Here is a 20,593-nt window from a genome sequence, read left to right as displayed (position 1 = left end):
TAGAAGATGAAAATAGAGAAAATTGAAATAAGGCAGGTTCAGGTTCCGTTAAAAGCCCCATTCGAGACGAGCTTCGGCCGGATGGATAAGAAGGATTGTGTGATCGTCAGTGTACATAGCGACGGAATGACCGGATACGGGGAGAGCGTAGCTTTCCCGCATCCTTTCTATAATGAAGAAACAACGGGAACGATCTGGTATATGCTGGAGAACTTTCTGATCCCCGGTTTATTGGGCAAGGACGTGACAAGTCCAGAGGAGGTGTCCGATTTATTCGCTCCGATTCGCCGCAATCATATGGCCATCGCTTCGATAGAGACGGCGGTTTGGGATTTGTATGCGAAGCTAAATGGCATTTCGTTATCACAAGCTTTGGGCGGGGAGAAACAGGAAATTGAGGTTGGTGTGAGTATCGGCATCGAACGGACGATCGACCTGGTTGTTCAGAACGTAGAACGGTTTGTGGAGCAAGGCTACAAGCGGATGAAGGTGAAAATTAAACCGGGCTTCGATGTCCGATTGGTCGAAGCGATCCGCAAGCGATTCGGCGACGGGCTGCCGCTGATGGTGGATGCGAATTCCGCTTATACGCTTCAGGATTTGCCTGTTCTAAAGGAATTGGACCATTACAACCTCATGATGATCGAGCAGCCGCTTGCTCATGACGATATTATCGAACACGCCGAGCTGCAGCGTGAGCTGCGAACGGCTGTGTGTCTGGATGAAAGCATTCATACCTTAGCCGATGCCCGGCATGCGATCGAGCTCGGCAGCTGCCGGATCATGAATATTAAGTTAGGCCGTGTCGGCGGGTTAGCTAACGCGAAGAAGATTCACGATCTTTGCCAGCTGCATGGAGTGCCGGTCTGGTGCGGCGGGATGCTGGAGCTTGGTATCGGCCGTCTTCATAATATGGCCCTGTCATCGTTATCCAACTTTGTTATCCCCGGGGATGTATCGGCATCGAAGCGGTTCTGGGAGCAGGACATCGTTTTGCCGGGCATAGAGATGGTTCGGCCGGGGATTATCGCCATTCCGACGCATGATGGGATCGGTCATGAAGTATGCGAGCCATCGCTTGAACGTTTGACAGTCAGGAAGCTATCTCGGAGCAATTAAGCTCTACAACTAGGAACAGGAGGATGGTTATGTCCAAGTATGTAAAAATCAGCTGCCTGGCGCCTCCGAATAAAACGGTGGATGCCGGGAACGGTCTGGAAGGTATCGTCGGCCAGATGATAGCCAAATGGGAAAGGCAGCTGCAGCATGTGCTGCCGGATCAGCCGGATCTGATCGTACTGCCAGAGTGCTGCGACGAGCCTTATGTGGAAGGCATGGATCAGGAATGGCTGTACGAGTTTTACCGCTATCGGGGGAATCGGGTCCTCGACTTCTTTGCCGAAGTCTCGAAAGTCCACCGGTGTTATATCGCGTATTCGGCCATGATGGAGATGCCGGACGGCACTTTCCGCAATGCGACACTGTTTATCGATCGCTCCGGAGAGATTTGCGGGGTGTATAACAAAAATCATATTACGATCAGACAGAAATCAACGTCCACGACCTTATACGGGAGGGAAGCCAACGTCATTGAGACTGACTTTGGCCGCGTTGCTTGCATCATCTGCTTTGATATCAATTTTAATGAGCTGATGGAGCAGTATGTGCCGCAAAAGCCGGATCTGATCGTGTTTTCGTCCGCTTACCACGGGGGGCTGATGCAATCGTATTGGGCTTATACCTGCAGATCTCATTTTGCGGGCGCTATATGGCTGCCTGATCCTTGTTCGATTGTAAGTCCCGTAGGCGAAATCCTCGGGGAGAGCACACACTTCTATCCTTTCGTGACAAGGACCGTGAATATGGATTGCGCGGTTGTTCATTACGATTACAACAAGCCGAAGCTTGATGCGGTGAAGCAAAAGTACGGCTCTAAGGTTAAGATCAGCGATCCGGGAAGGCTGAACGCGTTCGTTATTTCGAGCGAAAGCGAGGACTTTACGATCCAGGAAATTATACGGGAATTCGACCTGGAATTACTGGATGACTACTGGGTGCGCTCGAGGGCAGATCGCTGCAAGCCCGGTCATGTGGAGCCTTAAGGCCGGCTCAGCTTGGAGAAGAGGGGATATGTATGGCATATGATCATGGCGATAGTATTCAATACCGGTTAACTACGAAGGTCAGTGAGCTTCGCGAGGCTGTCGAGCTTCAGAAGCTGGTTTGGGGGCCGGATGCGGTCTCGTCCATGCAGCATATGAGGGCGGCGATCCTTCACGGCGGATCGGTCATCGGGGCATTTTGCGAAGGGGCGCTCGTTGGGTTTTGTTACGGCTTTCCGGGTTATGACGGCAAAGAGGCTTACGTCGGCTCACACATGATGGCCATCCATCCCGCCTACCGGGATCGGGGAATAGGGATGCGCTTGAAGCTGGAGCAGCGGTTATGGGCGATGCAGGCCGGGTACGGCAAAATCGTGTGGACCTTCGACCCTTTCGAATCCAGGAACGCTTACCTGAATATTTGCAAGCTGGGTGGCGTGGTGTCCACCTATATCCCTGAATTTTATGGGCTTGATGCCGCCGGCTTCCCTACGGACCGCTTTCTTGTGGAGTGGGTGTTGTCCTCGGACCGTGTAGCGTGCGCAGTAAGCGGAGAGCGGCGGCCAATGGATAACGCGTCGGACTACCCGCGGCTGCTAACGGTTGCATATTCAGATGATGGGCTGCCAGGCGTTAAAAATGGGACCTATGGGGGTCTGATAGGCAAGTCGCATGGACTGCGGCTGCCAATCCCGCGGGCAGCTTCCAAGCTGAAGCAGGCGCAGCCTGATGTGTATAGGGACTGGCAGAGGCAAGTGCGTGAGCGGGCCGCGGCCGTTTTCGCCGATGGCTACCAGGTTGTGTCCTGCCATCAGTCGGAACCGGAGGTTCAAGACTACGTGCTTGAAAGGAAAGTATGAAGGAAGCGATCATGGCGTGGCTCCACGCACACCGGCAAGAGCTGAAGACAACCTATGCGGAATTGCATGCATTAGCGGAGGCGAGCTGGCAGGAGTACCGGACGACTCACTATGTAAGTGAGGTATTGGATGAGCTGGGCATCCCGTACGAGAGATTTGCTGCCCATACCGGGCTTGTCGCCCGTTGGAAGGGCGGCGCCGGCTCAGCGCCGGATGATAGGGAGCAAGGCTCCGTTATCGCGCTTCGTACGGACATCGATGCTTTATGGCAGCAAGTAGACGGGATAAGCAGAGCGAATCACTCGTGCGGGCATGATGCGCATATGACTATGGTCTTGTATGCGCTTAAGGCGCTGCAGGCGGTTGGGTTCCAGCCCGCTGGAGAACTAAGAGTGTTGTTCCAGCCTGCGGAGGAAGTAGGGGAAGGTGCGCTGAGGCTGCTCGAAGCAGGTTGTCTGGATGATGTAGGTTACTTGCTGGGCATCCATGTGCGGCCGGCCAAGGAGCTTGCATACGGGCAAGTGTCCAGCGCCATCTATCACGGGGCGTGCGCTGTCCTGGAAGGGAAGGTGTCGGGTGTTCAAGCGCATGCGGCCCGGCCCGATGACGGGCTAAATGTCATTGAGGTGATGGCCGACATCATCAAGGCCGTGTGCGCCGTCTCCAAGGACTACTCGGACGTACCGGCTTCCTGCAAGGTGACGAGGCTTCATGTTCCGAACGAAAGCAGCAATATTATACCTGACTTCGGAATCTTCACCATCGATATTCGCGCGCAGACGAATGAAACTATGGATGCTCTGCTTCCCGAATTAGAAGCCGCCATTCATCTGGCCGGCAAGGAGAACGGCAGCCCGGTGGAGCTTCAGTTAAAATCCCGCATGGTTGCCGCCCGTCCCGATCCTTATCTGGAGGCTGTGGCCCAAGAGGTGATAACAGAGCTCCTGGGGGAGGACGCATGGGCCCGGGCCCCTGTGACGCCTGGCGGGGAGGATTTTCATTTTTACCGGCTGCACAAGCCTGAGCTTCACGCCACCATGATCGGACTCGGCTGCGGCTTGCTTCCAGGACTGCATCATCCCCAAATGCAGTTTGATTTGGATGCTTTGGAGATTGGGGCGGCGTTATTGGCGTTGTCCGTTATTCGGATGAGCCCGGCGCTATAACAAACGGGCTAATATTCACGGGCCGCCTGAAGGGAGGTGATGGGAATAGAAACATGGAGCACTCCCGTCTTGAATCGCAGGAGTGAGCTAATCGGATAGGAGAGAGAGTCCTGCCTCAAAAAGAAAGGGTGAAGCTGATGACCGGTTTGTTAACCAGGGTAAACGGAAAATGGATCTCTATTATATTAGGTTTGGTTATGGTTGGAGGGCTCCTAGTCGGAATCGCTCCCCAGGAGGTGGAAGCGGCGGAGTCTACCGTGCAGGTTCAAGTAAAGGACAGCCAGGGAAATCCGCTAGCGGGAGCAAACGTCGATTATTACGATGCCGGATGGCAAACGTTCGGAACGACCGATGCATCGGGGGTAGCCAGCAAGCCTCTGCCGGAGAAATCGTATACGTTCCACGTTACATATGAAGGAACGAGGCTGGATAAGGTGCAGCATACCGGTACGAATCCGGTTGTCGTCTTCCAGACGGTGAATGTCAAGCTGCAGCTAAAGGATAGCGGGGGCAACCCGCTGAGCGGCGGAACGGCGTCCTACTATGCCACAGGCTGGAGAACCTTCGGGGATATAACTAACGGCGAAGTCAGCAAAGAGCTGCTTCCGGGTTCGTATACCTTCCATGCGGACTACGAAGGAACCGGCATGGATAAGCTTCAGGATACGAGTACCGATCCGGTCGTTGTATTTCAGGCGGTCTATGCCAAAGTGCAGGCAACAAACAATCTGGGGTATCCGCTAAGCGGCGGAGAGGTATCCTATTATGCGGGCGGCTGGAAAACATTCGGCTCTATTGCCGCTGGTGAAGTAGGCAAGCAGCTGCTGCCCGGCTCTTATACGTTCGCATTGACTTACGAAGGAAAGATAATGGAGAAGGTTAGCGACATTGCGGCCAACCCGACCGTTTCCTTCCAGCTGCAAACAGAGCCTGTCGTCGTAGCGCCCAAACAATCGAACCAATACGACCCGATTCCGCTGCCGCCCGCAGAGCGTCCGCGTGTACTGGTCAACAAGGAGATGCTTCCGGCTCTGAGAGAGAGGCTGAAGCATGAAGCTTTTGCAGAAGAGTGGGCGAGCATCAACACGAAGGTACAACGGAACGTGACCGGCAGCTTCGGGCCAAGAGCTGCAACCGCATACACCAATATTGACCCCAGAGCGGTGGATGTCATGAAAGCCGGGGCGATCCGATATCTGATTCACGGTGATTTGGAAGCAGGTCAGAAAGCGGTCAATATTGCCGTGAATATGGCGAACACGGTCCAGTGGAACCCGGATCGCACGAATTCGACCACTGTCTTTAATGTAGGCCGGGAAATAGGAAGCTTGATGTTTTTTGAATCGATCGTGTATGACTGGTGCTATGATCTGATGACCGACACGCAGAGATCGGCCATCCGTCAGGCGCTGGGGACTTGGGTGAGCACGGGGCTGGAGTATAACTATCCGCTCGATGAGAGGCAGAAGGTGATTATCGCCGGCCACGCCAACGGCGATGTGCATCATCAGTTTAAGCTGGCCATGGGTATTGCGCTTTATGATACGAATCCCGAGTATTACCATGACATCGCAGACTACCTCTTGAATGTGACCATGCCGGGATTCAATGTACTGCTGGATGCGGAGATGCCGCTCGAAGGGACCGCCTACGGAGACAATAGACTGAAGTACATCATGATGGGCAATCAGCTGTGGAAGGCCATCGGCGTGGAGCCGCTCACGGAGAAAGTCGGATTGGCGCTCGACCGGCAGATCTATACCCGCAGACCGGACGGTCATATCATGACGGAGGGCGATGATTTCAACACCGAATTTCAATCGCCTTGGAACCGGTATGTCTACGGCAATATTACGAATATGATCGCGGGCAGCATCTACAATAATCCGAGAGCGCAATACGAGTTTTTAAAGCATAATACGTATCAGGACGCTCTGTACTTCATGCTGTTCTTTAATCCGGACGCGCCGTCGCAATCCGTATACGACACGCCGCTGTCCAGATACTTCCCTTCGCCGTACGGCTCCATCGTGGCAAGAACGGGCTGGGAGGAAGGACGGGACTCCAATAGGGTCGTCGCTATCATGAATATCGGAGAGAGAACCCAGACCAATCACCAGCATGTCGACCCCGGTGCATTCTCTCTGTATTACAAAGGCAATCTGGCGATCGACTCCGGGATGTATTCGGGCGTAGACCCGGCGACCGGCAAAGCCATGGAGTATAACAGCGTGCATGACTTGGGGTACCATAAGCAGACCATCGCGCATAATGTCGTGCAGATCGAAGACTCCAACAATCTTTATTTTGACCGGTACCCCAGATCGGTCGAGCAGTGGATATCGGAACCCGCTTATCAACGGGGAAAGGTCATTTCCCATGCCATCGGTGATGACGCGATGTATCCCGACTATTCTTACATCAAGGGCGAGCTCAGTCAGGCGTACGGCAAGACGAAAACCGACCATTATACGAGAAGCATGGCTTTCTTGAACTTCAAGGATGAACAGCACCCGGCCGCGATGATCGTGTACGACAATATCAACACGCCGAACGCCAACGCCGAGAAAAAGTGGCTGCTCCATACGATTAACGAGCCTGAAATAGAAGGCAGCCGATACACGAGTGTGGTGACGGAGCAGGATTATAACGGCAAGCTGGTTACCGACACACTTCTGCCGAAGAGCAATGATCTGTCGGTCGTTCCGATCGGCGGCCCGGGCCGTGAATTTGAGGTGAATGGCGTAAACAAGGCGATTCAGGCCACCAAGCCAACCAATATTGCCGCCCTGGAAGCAGGTAAATGGCGGATTGAGCTTTCCAATAAAGCTCCTGCCAACCGGACGCAGTTCTTGAACGTGATGCAGGTTATGGATGCTGTGTACGGTCCTGCTCCGCTGAATGTCACATACTCCGAGACAGACGATTATGCCGGCGCCAGGATTCAGGATCGCGTTGTGTTTTTTGCAAAAGGCTTTGATCTGATCGATCAGGAAGCAACGGTCACTTTTACGGGAGAAGCGAACCAGACCTATAAAATTCTGGTTGCCGATCTGGAGGAAGGGAATTGGACGGCTGTGAAAGAAGGCGAGACCGCAGCTGTGAAATATCAGGCGGTCAAAGAAGGAAATACGATCTACTTTGAGGGGACACCGGGCACTTATACCTTGCAAAAAGCAGATTCGAGTGTGCTTCCGCTCGCCGGGAAGGTGCCGTCCGAGCAGGTGGAGAGAAAGATCCGCCTCAGGATTGACGCTAAGGGACAGCCATACGGCGAAGCATCTGAACTCATCAGCGGCAATGTAATGATACCGATGAAAGACGCCTTTGAAGCGCTTGGTTTACAGGTGAATTGGAATGATGCGACCCATACGGCAGCAGCATCCAATAGTCATACGACGATTGAGCTTGCAGCGGGCAGCAGTACCGCTAAGGTCAACGGTCAAATTGTGACGATGGATGCACCGGCCACAGGCGTTAATCATCACATGCTTATTCCGCTTACCTTTATTAAATCGAGCCTGGATTATGATGTCACCTGGGATGGTGAAAATCTGGTCGCTGAGATTTCAACCTTGCCGAAGGTAGAGAAGCTCCAATGGGAGAGAAAAGCGCTTGTCCCGGTGACTCCGATCCCGATGTCGGACTTAAAAGAATTGCAGTATCAGAGCTATACGGCAAGCGTTAACGCGGATTTGGTTCCGAAGATGTTCGACAATATCCAGTCCAACGACTCACGCTGGGCAGGCGATATCGGGGGTCATATTATCTTTGATTTCGGGGGAACGACTCAGCTGGAGAGGCTTGACCTGGCGATCTTTAACGGCCATACGAGATCAATCCGGTTGATGCTGTCCATTTCGGATGACGGCGAGCATTGGACCCATGTGTACGGCGGAGACACCGTGGGAGACTCCAGCGATTTTATTCCTTTCAACTTCCCGTCAGTGAACGGCAGGTACTTTAGGGTAGGGGTCTTCGGTTCCACGGACGCTGTCACGTACCCCGAATGGGTATCGATCTCGGAGATGAAGTTTTTTGTGAAAAAATAAAATCACGCCTGACCCTCTTACACAAAAGAGCTAAGCACGGTTCACGTGCTTAGCTCTTTTTCCTTTTAGCTGCCGTGCTGCCGGTATTCGGCCGGTGTGATACCGGTATATTTTTTAAACATTTTATAGAAGTACGTGCTGTTATTATAGCCGGTCTTCTGCGATATTTCCTCGATTGTATCGTGCGTGGTGACGAGAAGCTCCTTCGCCCGTTCGATCCGGTATTCATTCAAATAATCGGGGATGGATTTGAGAGTCAGCTTTTTGAATATGCGCCCCAGGTAAGCGGGAGACATGTCGATCAATTCAGCCATTTTCAACAAAGACAGGTCTCGGTCGGAGTAGCTTTGTTGAATAATTTGATCGATGGAAGCTACCAGACTGTCGTGCTTCGTGACTTTCTTTTCTTTGAAAATCAAACACAAATGATCGATCAATTCGCAGAAATGGTCTTGAACATCCTGCAGCGTTTCCAGCTTGTGCATGTGCTGAATAAAGGAACCGAAATCGTAGTCGACGGACATCCCGGAGCTTTTATCCATGGGCAATGCCGTCGTGCTTAAGGTGTAAGCCAGCTGATTAAACAGCATGTTGTACACGATATAGGAGGGAGGGTTGACGGAACGGACAATTTCCCCAAACCATTTTTTGGCCTCCGTCGCTTTGCCGAGCTTGATCGTTTCCAGCATGTTGTTCTCGAGACCGATAGGATGAATAAACGGGGCGGCCGCCTGTGGACGATCCGGACGTCCGTACAGAACGCTGCTGCAGCCGGCAACAAATTTGTACTCCATCTGCTGCATCGCTTCGGTATATAGACCGGATAGTTCATACAGGCTGTCGCCGATCCTGCTGACGGCTGCGGACAACGACAGGTCCAGATACTGCGCGGTTGAATTCTGCACATGCTGGACAAGATCGATTAACGGTTGAAGGTCCGGAATTTTGCCGTTCAGCACGACCGCAATCGTCTTCTCGTCCATATCGACGCATTCGCAGCTTCCGGCTTGAGCGAACCATTCGGCCGCTATATTCATCACGCCGTACCGGAGCAGCGAGCGGTCTTCATAAGAATACCGGTTGGCGAACGAATCAAAGCGGTCGATACTGAAAAGAATGACGACAAAGTCGCCTGCCGGATCCATGGAGATATCATATTCCTTGAGCTCCTTATCCAGCTCGAGCGGCTTTTTGTTTCCGCTGTTCGGGATAAGCTGACGCAAAAAGTTTTGCTTCAATTTCATATGATTGTTACGTTTTTCTTTGATCAATACGTTAAGTCTCGAAATCACTTTCTCCATGGGCCTATAGACCGACTTGGATAGAAAGAACGATATGCTCAGTCCGAGGAGCAAAATGACGAAACAGGCAAGAAGAACGTTTCTCTTCATAACCTCGATCTTCCCCATGATCGTGTCGTAAGGAAGCACCCGCATGAAGATCCAGTCGGTAGACTCGTGCCTGGAGTAAACGACGAGCGATTTGACGCTTTCCACATCATCGATGAAGTATCCGGAAGCTTCACTTGCGGATGCGGACAAAGCCTTCTTCACATAAGGCTTATCCTCCAATTGGGCGAGAAAAGGCATCGTATCGGTACTCGTCACAAGCCTTCCCGTGCCGTCGATAATGAAGGTGGAACCGTTCTTGTTCATATCCAGGCTCTGGATCGCTTCCCTCATCCACCGTTCGGGTACATTCAGCATAATCAGATTGTCCAAGTCGTTGGATCGCCCTTGCAGATCGTTAAACACGAACGTATATACGTTGGCGGTCTTGTTCGAGCTCTGAGAAGGCGCTTGTACCGGTATGATTCTGGGAATGGGAGCCAGCCGTTTGTAGCTTCCGATGTTCTCGATCAGCTTGAGCGCGCCGGCATCCGTGAAATCCTCTATAGATTGAACCGGAATCATGGGAGTCAGGGAAGAAGCATAGATCTTCCTCGAGTTTTTGCTGTAAATGTAAATGGATTGAAAGAAGTAGTTGACCGACAAGTATGTATTCATCCGGTATAAGGCGGCATTGGTTTCCGCGGTGCTGGGTTCGGCGTAGTAAAGCAGCTTGTCGAACTGGGGATCGGCATAAATTTGCAGAGCGTAATTAGTAGAATTCTCGATCATGGATTTGGCGCTGTAGCTGGTTTGGGACAAGCTGCTTTTCTCCGAAGCATAAATGTTGGATAAGGCAATTCTCTCGAAGCCTGCATAGAGGGCGGATGACAGCGTAACGATCGTGATGATGATACACATGATGAGTGAAAAAAATATTTTGGCATAAAGCTTATGGGGAGTGCGGGTCTCGGCGGGTATCATCAATTAGTCGATGCTCCTTCTTTATGCAGAATCGATGGTTTCATTATACTCAATAATATTTGGACACGTAAGCATATGTACAAAAAGTATAAAGTCGAGCAACTATGTAGAGAAACTATTCGCAAAAAAGTGTAAGGTTTTCACCGGTTTGTAAAGTATACAGGGGGTTTCAGTATCGGCTACGATAGGAATCAGGAACCGGTAGTCCTGCAAAACATCGTTAGCTGGGGGAGTTAGATGGAGAGTAAGCATACAGTCGAAAAATATGTTTTTAACCTAATCGGATATGGGTTGGTTTCAATCTTTGCCGTCATGTGCCTGATTCCGTTTCTAATGATTGTCGCTGGCTCCTTTACGGAGGAATCCTCGATTATGAAGAACGGTTACCGGCTTTTCCCGGAAATGTTCTCATGGGAGGCGTACCAATTCATATTCAACAATCCGAAGAAGATCGTCTCCGCTTATAAGATCACAATACTGGTCACGGTTATCGGCACGCTGGTCGGTTTGTTCATATCCGCAATGACGGCTTACGTGCTTCAAAGGAAAGATTTTACGCACCGGAATGTGTTCGCTTTTTATTTCTTCTTTACCACGTTGTTTTCCGGCGGTCTTGTCCCTTGGTACATTTTGAACGTCAAATATTTGGGATTGAAGGATTCACTGCTCGCGCTTATTTTGCCGGCGCTTCTTAATGTGTTCTATATCATTATATTGCGAAGCTTCATTAGCTCTACCATTCCGGATGCGATCAGCGAATCCGCCAAAATCGACGGAGCCGGCGATTTTCGAATTTTTCTTTCAATTATATTGCCGCTGATCAAGCCGGCGCTAGCTACGATCGGCCTGTTTATCGCATTGAACTATTGGAATGATTGGTATCATGCGATGCTGTTTGTTAACAAGGAGAATTTATTTCCGCTGCAGTATTTTTTATACAAAATATTAAGCAGTATCGCGTTTGCCAACTCTACGATTTCGGCGCAAAGCTCGATCGTCGTCGATACGCCGAAAGAGTCGTTCAAGCTGGCTATGACGGTAATTGCGACAGGTCCCATCGTGCTGCTCTATCCGTTCGTCCAAAAGTATTTCATCCAAGGCATTACGATCGGTGCCGTCAAAGGGTGAACCCGGTTTACGCCAGTTTATCATAAGACTTGATTACCACTTAAGGGGAGGATTTATAAAATGAAAAAAATAAAGCCGCTAATGGCGTTCAGCTTGGCGGCCACCATGCTTATGGCTGGCTGCTCGTCCAACCCTGGCACTGAGCCGGCATCGCCACAGCCGGGTTCAAGCTCTAATACAACCACGTCTCCGGCGCCAAACAAGCCGGACACGTCCAAAGAAGTCAAGCTGAAGATGTACCTGATCGGGGAGGCGCCGAAAGATCTTGGGATCGTATACGACGAGATCAACAAGATAATGAAGCGCGAGATCAACGCGACTGTCGAGCCCATCTTCCTTTCCTGGGGCGATTACACCCAGAAGTATCCGCTTCTTTTTGCTACAGGAGAGGATTTCGACCTGGTATTCTCCGCCGATTGGGTCAAGTATGGCGCACAAGCGTCCAAGGGCGCTTACCTCGAGCTAACGCCGGATATGCTGAATAAATACATGCCGCAGACGATGAAGGAAATGCCGCAGGAAGCATGGGAGCAGGCTAAGGTGAAGAGCAAAATATATATGGTACCTGCTTCCACCAAAGAGTTCTCCCATTCGGTCGTCGTGGTGAGAGGGGACTTGAGGGAGAAGTACAACATTCCGGCACTCAAGACGATCGATGATTTCGAGAAATACCTCGATTCCGTTGCAAAGAATGAGCCGAATCTGGTGCCGTACGATGAAAGCGCAAACGGTTATTCAATTTTCGACTTTTTCGTATCCACCGAATTTACGCCCAAGTTCATTATCAGCAACTCGATGGTCACGGTTGACTTGAAGGACAAATCCGGCAAGCTGGTCGATATTGCGCAAACGCCGCAATATTTGGAGTTTGCCAAAAAGATGGCGGAATGGAGCAAGAAGGGCTACTGGACCAAAAATGCGATGGTCAACAAAACGCCGATCAAAGACTCGTTCCTTGCCGGCAAGAGCGCATCGATGGGCGGTAATGTTGTGAATGGGGGACTGACCGTAACAACGGCGAACCAGAAGAATCCGGAATGGAAGGCAGAAATGTATGACCTGTATAACGGTAAAGCGACCTTTGTGAATCCGTATATAGGCAACGGCATGTCGATCAACGCCAATTCGAAAAACCCGGAAAGGGCCATGATGGCGTTGGATCTAATCCGCAACAACGAGGACATCTTCAACCTGGCATCATACGGGATCAAGGGCAAGCACTATGAACTGACAGCGGATAAAAAAGTCCAAACGCTGGGTGGCTCGGATTCCGGCTTTAAGGTCGATTCAGCTTCGCCGTTTGGCTGGAGAACCCCGCTGATGGTCAAGCCGCTTATCAATGAACCTAAACAGGTGGCTGAGATTAAAGCGGCCTGGACCAAAACGGCGGTTACGAATCCGCTGATCAACTTCGTGTTCGATACAACAAATGTGCAGAACGAGCTGGCTGCGATCAAGAACGTAAGAGATCAATATATGCTTCCGATTACATTCGGCGTAACGAATGATCCGGTAGAAGCCATCAATACGCTGAACGCCAAGTTTAAAGAGGCCGGCTTGGATAAAGTCAAAGCCGAGGCTCAGAAGCAAATCGACGAGTATTTGAAAAATAACAAATAAAGCGGTTGAAAAAGCAAGAGAGACTGCGGTCAATGCCAACGTCTCTCTTGTTTTCGGTTATCGGGAGGAGATTTACATGCATTCGAACGGTTTAGTGAGGGATCTGCTGAAAAATCGTACGCTTTACTTGATGATTTTACCGGCTGTCATCTTTTTTCTTGTATTCTGCTATTTACCGATGGCAGGGATTATCGTCGCTTTCAAGTCCTATTCGTATACGGATGGCATTATAGGAAGTCCGTGGATTGGCTTCGACAATTTTAAGTTTTTCTTTCAGTCCGGCAAAGCTTTTCTTGTAACGAAAAATACGATCGTGTACAACTTTATATTCATGATCGTTAACAATGTGCTGGAACTGACTTTTGCCATCATATTGTTCGAGCTGGCGGGGAAGTTCTTTAAGAAACTTCTGCAATCCGTTATCTTTTTACCGTATTTCATATCCTGGGTAGTGGCCGGAGCGATTGCCTACAACATGCTCAACTTTGAGTTTGGGGCTATCAATACGTTGTTGAAATCGCTTGGATTCTCGCCGGTGAACTTCTATAATACGCCGGATCTGTGGCCGTATATTTTAGTTTATTTCAGCGCTTGGAAAACAGTCGGGTATGGAACGGTAGTCTATCTGGCCAGCATTGCCGGAATCGATGCGGAAATGTACGAGGCTGCGAAAATCGACGGTGCGAGCCTGTTGCAGCGGATCGTCCATATTACGATTCCGTCCGTCATGCCTACCATGATTGTGCTGCTGCTGCTCAAGGTCAGTCAAATCGCGCGAGGCGACTTCGGCATGTTTTATCAGCTGATCGGCAGCAACGGACCTTTATTTGATAAGACCGACGTCATCGACACGTACTCCTTCCGGGCTCTCCTGGACTTGCAGGAATTCGGCATGGCGGCGGCGGTCGGGGTGTATCAGTCTGTTTTATGCTTCTTGATTATTCTTATAACAAATGCCGCAGTAAAGAAGGTAAGAAACGAAAGCGCGCTGTTTTAAGCAGCTTTTATGATTATGCACATGTCGAGGAAGAGGGAAAGGTTATGGCTCAACCCTCGACGATCATGCTGCTTCACGACGAAAGGGGGTGGTTGAAGGCTGATACATATCCATAGTTAAAGCTTACGGGTTAGACTTGGAAACCTGGAGAATGTTTAGGTAAAGGAGATGAATTGTTAATATGATGATTCGAAAAAAGCTATCGCAACGAATTGCAATCGCCATGGTGTTAAGCTTGCTGGTCGGGTGCTGGGGAGGGCTGCCTTTTGCAAGTTTGCCGAAGGCCGAGGCGGCACCGGCTTGGCCGGCTTCGGTCCTGTCCGGTTTGAGAACGACGTTCGGACCGACGGATTCGCTGGTCACCACGCAGAATCCGCCTGACTTCAGATGGCCATTCATCAGTGGGGCGGATAATTACGAGCTCCAATTGAGCCGGGATGCATCGGTAACGGAGATCGTTTATGGCGTAGAGACGCACTCCTTAAATTTTCATAATTTCGATCATATTTTGGATGCAGGCACTTGGTATTGGCGCGTTCGTTATCACAGCCCCGCAGACGGCTGGTCGGAGTGGAGCGATATTCGGAGGTTCCGAATCGAGGAGCAATATGTTCCGTTTCCCGTTCCTTCTATCGATACGCTACTGAATAAGGTAACCGCTGCGCATCCGCGCGTATGGACGAATCCCGAGACCTTGGAGGAATTTCGAAATCTTCGGCACACGGTCGGAGGGGCCGTATACAATAGTGTCAGAAAATCGGTCAATGACAACTTCTGTACGCCGACAGAGGCGGAGCCGAATAAATGCGACCTCAAAGAGCCGACATTCCCGTATCCCCCCTCATATAATCATAACTCGCCTGAATACGTAGCGGCTGCGAACGTGCTCGCCACCTATACGAATACAGCTGTGAGCAAGATGCAGAATGCGGCGTTTCTGTATTTGTTGACGGGCTCGCCCGAAATTGGCCACTATTCGAAGGAGCGGCTGCTCGATCTCGCCGGATGGAATCCGGACGGTTCAACGAGCTATTTCATTCATGATCAAGTACATCGAAAGATAGCGCTGCAATCCGCCATGGCGTACGACTGGCTTTATGATGTGCTCTCTCCTGAAGAGCGTCAGACGGTGCTGGCTATGATAAAGGCGCGTACGCAGACGATGGTCAATGAGCTGCTCGTCAAGAACTCGATTATGCAAAATCAGTATAACTCGCATGGCTGGTCGGCATTCGGATATATCGGCGTCATCGCGACTGCCGTGCTCCATGATCTGCCTGAAGCGGAATCCTGGTTTCGCGAGATCGTGCCGGCCTTTATCAATTTCTTGCCGCCGTGGGGTGGAGAAGATGGAGGCTGGGCGCAAGGCACCGGGTATTGGCAATGGTCGTCGATGATCGCGAAGCAGCTGACTGACGTGCTGCTAAGCGCAACAGGATTCAATCTTTACGATAAAGCGTTCTCGCGTAATGAAGGCATGTACCCGCTCTACGCATTTCCGAAGGGGAGCACGAGAGGGATTTTCGGCGACGACGCCGAGTATGCCCCCGGCCCCTTCAGTGTGACCAACTTTAACCGCTTTGCCCAAATGTACGGCGATCCTCGGATGAAATGGGCGGCGGAGTCGATCGGTACGGGGATGAACGGGGAGCCGTACACCTACTTTTATGGGAACAGCGAGCTCGAATCGAGACCGCCGGTCGATCTGCCGGACTCCAGATGGTTTCAGGATGTTGGCCTTGTGACCATGCATTCGGAATTGGTTAATCCAGATCGTGTATCGCTCTACTTCAAGTCCAGCCCGTACGGCACATACAACCATAGTTATTCCGATCAGAACGGCATCATCGTAAACGCTTTCGGAGAGTCGCTTGCCATTGAGAGCGGTTTCTACGACTTCTACGGCAGCGATCATCACTGGAATTATACGAAGCAGACTTACGCCACAAATGCGATTACAATCGACGGTAAACAGGGACAGCCGATTGACAATATCGACATGGACGGCACCATCAAGAGCTTCGTCACGAGCTCCGAATTTGATGCGACAACCGGAGATGCATCCGACGCATACGCAGGAAAGCTAACCAAGGCAAACCGGAGCATCGTTTACGTTCGACCGGATATTTTTGTCGTGGTGGATCAGCTGGAGTCGGGGAACCCTGAAGGCTCCGAGTTCGAGTGGAACCTGCATGCGGACAACGAGCTGGTGATCGATGAAGATCAGGCGGGAGCGACAATTCGGAAGAGCGAGGCTGCCCTTAAGGTACGTTTCCAAGCGCCGGCCGGCCTGAGAACGAGGCTCGAGGATCAATACCTCGATGGAGCCGGCAAGGAATGGAAGCCGGATAAGGATTCCGTATATGCGAACAAGCAGCAGAAGCACGCGGCGTTCATTACGCCGAAATCGAATGGCACGACCTTTGTTTCCACGATGCAGGCGTTCAAAAAAGGGACGGAACCGCAGAACGTGGTTTCGGAGAATCACGACAATTATGTCAAGCTTTCCTTCGCAGACGGTTCGGAAGTCTATGTAAGACTTACCGCGAGCGGTGAAGTCAATGCGGGCAGCCTTCGATTCGACGGAACCGCGGTGGCGGTGAAAGGCGATACGGTGCTCCTCGTCGAAGGGACGAAGGTTGTAAAGGACGGCCTTGTACTCGTTCAGAGCAGCCAGCCGGCAACCGTTGTGTATGACGGAGACTCGTTGTCGGTATCGAGCTCCGCGGATACCCAAGTCGGGCTGTACGCTCCCGGGATCGAGCGCTTACGTGCAGCGGACAGCGGCATGGATATCCCGCGCGGCGGAGCGGCTGCCGAAACGGTAGCGTTGCGCGGCGTGTGGTGGGATGCCGCGGGCAGTATGCTTTCGCTCCATACGGATAAGGGGCAGCATGCGTTTAAGCTGAATCAGGCGCCGATGCCGCAAGCCATGGCCCCTGTACCTGTGCAATTGGAGATCGATGGGGCAGCTGGTTCCGTTACAATGAATGTATACAGCAATGCCGAAGGGGTGCCTGTCGCTTACGGCAAGCTGAGTAATGCAGCAGGACTGTATCATGTGGTCGAAGCGCCGGCTGGCTTTGTCTTCGATCGTCACGGTCAACCGAAGGATGTTTATCTGGAGGAAAATGCGGGTGTGACGATCCGCGGCGAGCTGGGACCGGTGAAGCTTCGTAAAGTGGGCGGCAGCAACTTTGCGGAGGCGGAAGTATGGACGGATCCGGAAGCTGCCCGAAACACGCTCTCCTTTAATTGGATTGAAGCGGAAACTTATGTAGAGGCTGATGCTGGCGTCAACGTATACACAACAAGACCGTTCCTGTCGGGAGGGAAGGGGGTCGGCAACTGGATCACGCCCGGGCAGAAGATCCGGTGGACCTTCGATGTCCCGAAGGCAGGCACCTATGATTTGGTGATGAAATATGTAGCTTTTAATGTACCGGAGGGAGAGAAAGCCTCTAGAAGCGTGATGATCGGAGACACCGCAACTGCCTTCCAGTTGCCGCCGACCTTCGATTGGGGAACACAGCCGGAGTATTGGCGTGGACTGCGCGTCAAGCTGGGGCAGGAGCTGCCGGCAGGACCGGTCGATATCTCGATGTGGAACGATCTGGCCGGTGTGAACCTGGATTGGATCGGATTGATCGAGCGGAAAAACGATGAGGTGAGGCCTGTTCCGCCTACGGATCTGAATGTCGTATCGCAGACAGGTACGACAGCTGTCTTGGCTTGGAACGCATCGACAGATAATGTTGCCGTCAAGGAGTATGCCATCTATGTAGACGGCGTCAAGAAAGTGGTCGTCCCAAGCGATACGCTATCAGCCGCGATTACGGATCTTATGGTTGGAAGCACGTATGCCGTAACCATAGAAGCCATCGATACAAGCAACAATCGTTCGCTGCCAAGCACTGCCTTGAACGTGACGCTGGCGGATACGACAGCGCCCACATGGGGGGAGACGGCCGCGCTTCGCGCTGTTCATCTGTTCTCGAATGCAGCGAGACTTGCGTGGGACTCGGCGACGGACAATTCGGGTAGTGTGGCATCCTACGCCATATACCGCCAAGATGGAGCACAATCGCCGTTCGCTAAAGTGGCTGCAGTGAGCGGTGCGGTTTATGGCTTTGACGTGGCGGGTCTGCAATCCGGCGGCACGTACACATTCCAGATTCGGGCGACGGATGGGCAAGGCAACGAGTCAAGCGGAGGGCCGGTCCTGACGGTCACATTACCGGCGGCGGGCAGCAGCGGGGATTACTATGAGTCCTTCGACGACAGACCTACAGCTGAGCTTGCTCCAGGGGGAGGCTGGTCGATAAACAAAAATGCCGGAACTTCGGTTCAGATCGTGCCATTGGCGGACTCAAACGGTAAGGCGTTAGAGCTGACGGATAATTATTTCCCGTCGGAAAGCGACTTTACGGAAAGTCCGGTTGCGCTGAGAGCAAATGCCGCGTTGAGCGGAAAGCTAACGTTCGAAACAAGGTTCATGTTCAATAAAGTGAACAGCGAGATCGGCAACTTTGAACTCATGCTTCGCGGCGGCGGGAATACGGTCGTCCGGTTCGTCGGGTTTTCAGACGGAACATTCGGATATGTATATATGCTCAATGGAGCAAGTAAGTCGATTCGAATTCCGAGGCCATCAAGCATGGCGCTGCCTCGGGACCAGTGGATGACGCTTCGCTTCGATCTGGATACCGAGGCGAAGACGTATGACCTCACCATGCAGGCGGATGCGTTCAAAGACTATACCGGTACGGTAGACGCTCCCGGAACTTTGAATCGAACGACCGGCGTCTACCAGGTTAGCGGCGTACCATTTTACAGCAGCGCGACGGCCAGTATCGATACATTCCGATTCAGCACCTTGAAGTATACAAGTAAATTCCTGTTCGACTACGTAACATTGTACAAGAATGCAGCAACACTCGCGGATGCTGTGCTGACAGCCGACAAGACATCGCCGACGAATACGGTTGTCACCGTGACGATCCAATACCCGGCTGAAGCTGCAGTGAAGGAGTATAAGCTTGGTGAGAACGGTCCATGGACGGCTTATACAGCGCCGGTTATTGTTACCGACAATACCACTATATATGCCAGAGGGACGTCTGCAGACGGAATCGTATCCAATGTGACTAGTTATATGGTTAACAATATCGATCGCACAGTGCCGGGAACGACTGCAAGCTTATCGCCTTCAGAACCAGACGGGCAAAACGGCTATTATGCTCATCCGGTAACAGTCACCTTGTTAGGAAGCGATAGTCAATCAGGCGTCGATTACACCGAGTACCGATTGGACGACGGTGAGTGGACTCGTTATACGCAGCCAATTTCCATTACGGAGAACGGTGTTCATACCTTCGATTATCGCAGCAGCGATAAGGCCGGCAACATCGAAGAGACGAAGTCTCTGAGCGTCAAGCTTGCTCTTGCTCAAGCCGAACCAGCCGTTAAGCTGTCGGCAAGTGCCAATTCTGTTGGTCCTGGCCAGCCGCTCGATATTCAATTGATATTGGACCTCGCGGAAGCCGCTGCCGGTATCGATCTCACCTTATCGTATGATCCGGCGAAGTTCACCTACAGCAGTTATGGGAAAGACTATTCCCAACTCGCAGTCATTGTGAAGAACGATGAAGCCGCAGGCAAGCTGCGCGTATTGGCTGCCCGTACGGGCACCGGGGCTATTCCAGCGGATGCTCCATTCTTAACGTTAAAGTTCCAAGTCAAGGAGGATGCTCCGTCGAGCAATAGCAGCTTTGCCACTTCGGCTGTATCGGCTTCTTCCGAGTCGGGAACTGTTATAGTATTAGCTGAAAGCTCGATTGAGGTCACGTTGCTAAACAAAGAGGCCTTACTCGAACTGATCTCGGAGGCAGAAATGACCCGCGATGATGCAGTAGAGGGAACGGCCGTAGGCATGTTCTTCAGCAAGACGCTGTCAAGCTTGAAATCGGCACTGACTGCTGCCATCGAGGCAGCCAAAGCAGTATGGAATCAATCGGACGCAACTCCGGTTCAGGTGGAGAACGCACACACGAATCTGTCTGCAGCGATTGCGGAGTTCGAGTCTCACCGTATTACGGAAGTGACAGGCGATACAAATGGCGATCAGCGCTTTAATATTATCGATTTCGCTAATATCGCGAAGCATTACGGGAAGGATCCGACAAGCCCGGATTGGGCGACGGCGCAAGCGGCAGACATCAATGGAGACGATATCGTAGATATCGAAGACCTTGCTTTCGTTGCGAGTCGGATTATCGGTTAGGTTAAATCAATGGAGCCCCTTTGCCCAGGCAAGGGGGCCCTTGCTGCAAGCGGGAAACGAGGAGGAGAGTTGT

At 51.7% G+C, this 20,593-nt stretch carries 10 protein-coding genes; 9 read left to right on the top strand and 1 reads right to left on the bottom strand.

What is annotated here, in order from left to right; genetic code table 11:
* The first annotated feature begins 6 nt into the window (after positions 1-6).
* From menC to BLR08_RS16525, 5 genes are all read left to right on the top strand, one after another.
* Entirely contained in the window at positions 7-1,119 is a 1,113-nt protein-coding gene (menC, locus tag BLR08_RS16545; RefSeq protein ID WP_072332689.1) for an o-succinylbenzoate synthase, read from the top strand.
* A 29-nt stretch (positions 1,120-1,148) separates the two neighbouring features.
* On the top strand, positions 1,149-2,102 hold the full coding sequence (locus BLR08_RS16540) for a carbon-nitrogen hydrolase family protein (protein WP_072332692.1): 954 nt from the start codon (positions 1,149-1,151) through the stop codon (positions 2,100-2,102).
* Between the two features lie 32 nt (positions 2,103-2,134).
* Complete coding sequence (locus tag BLR08_RS16535) at positions 2,135-2,962, top strand: GNAT family N-acetyltransferase (protein ID WP_072332695.1); 828 nt, start codon at positions 2,135-2,137, stop codon at positions 2,960-2,962.
* Positions 2,959-4,128 (top strand): amidohydrolase, encoded by a 1,170-nt coding sequence (locus tag BLR08_RS16530; RefSeq protein ID WP_072332698.1) that lies wholly within the window; start codon positions 2,959-2,961, stop codon positions 4,126-4,128. The genes BLR08_RS16535 and BLR08_RS16530 overlap by 4 nt, the downstream gene beginning before the upstream one ends.
* Positions 4,129-4,265: 137 nt before the next feature.
* Positions 4,266-8,180 carry a stalk domain-containing protein gene (locus BLR08_RS16525; RefSeq protein WP_143151554.1) on the top strand — a complete coding sequence of 1,305 codons (3,915 nt, stop codon included), beginning with the start codon at positions 4,266-4,268 and terminating at the stop codon, positions 8,178-8,180.
* Positions 8,181-8,245: 65 nt separating this feature from the next.
* Here BLR08_RS16525 and BLR08_RS16520 read toward each other — a convergent pair whose 3' ends face one another.
* Complete coding sequence (locus BLR08_RS16520) at positions 8,246-10,492, bottom strand: AraC family transcriptional regulator (RefSeq protein ID WP_072332705.1); 2,247 nt, start codon at positions 10,490-10,492, stop codon at positions 8,246-8,248.
* Between the two features lie 372 nt (positions 10,493-10,864).
* Between BLR08_RS16520 and BLR08_RS16515 the strand changes: the two genes are divergently transcribed.
* The 4 genes from BLR08_RS16515 to BLR08_RS16500 all read left to right on the top strand — a co-directional run bounded on the left by BLR08_RS16515 (position 10,865) and on the right by BLR08_RS16500 (position 20,520).
* The gene (locus BLR08_RS16515) at positions 10,865-11,620 is read left to right on the top strand and encodes a carbohydrate ABC transporter permease (RefSeq protein WP_256257693.1); all 756 of its coding nucleotides are present in this window, start codon (positions 10,865-10,867) and stop codon (positions 11,618-11,620) included.
* Between the two features lie 60 nt (positions 11,621-11,680).
* Positions 11,681-13,240 carry an extracellular solute-binding protein gene (locus BLR08_RS16510; RefSeq protein WP_072332711.1) on the top strand — a complete coding sequence of 520 codons (1,560 nt, stop codon included), beginning with the start codon at positions 11,681-11,683 and terminating at the stop codon, positions 13,238-13,240.
* Between the two features lie 76 nt (positions 13,241-13,316).
* Entirely contained in the window at positions 13,317-14,237 is a 921-nt protein-coding gene (locus tag BLR08_RS16505) for an ABC transporter permease (protein WP_072332714.1), read from the top strand.
* 181 nt (positions 14,238-14,418) lie between these two features.
* Positions 14,419-20,520 carry a DUF4962 domain-containing protein gene (locus BLR08_RS16500; RefSeq protein ID WP_072332717.1) on the top strand — a complete coding sequence of 2,034 codons (6,102 nt, stop codon included), beginning with the start codon at positions 14,419-14,421 and terminating at the stop codon, positions 20,518-20,520.
* The last annotated feature ends 73 nt before the right edge of the window (positions 20,521-20,593 follow it).

Source organism: Paenibacillus sp. cl123 (assembly GCF_900101595.1).
Taxonomy (GTDB): domain Bacteria; phylum Bacillota; class Bacilli; order Paenibacillales; family NBRC-103111; genus Paenibacillus_G.
Note: the sequence above shows the minus strand (reverse complement) of the source record. Positions and strands in the feature narration are given on the sequence as shown.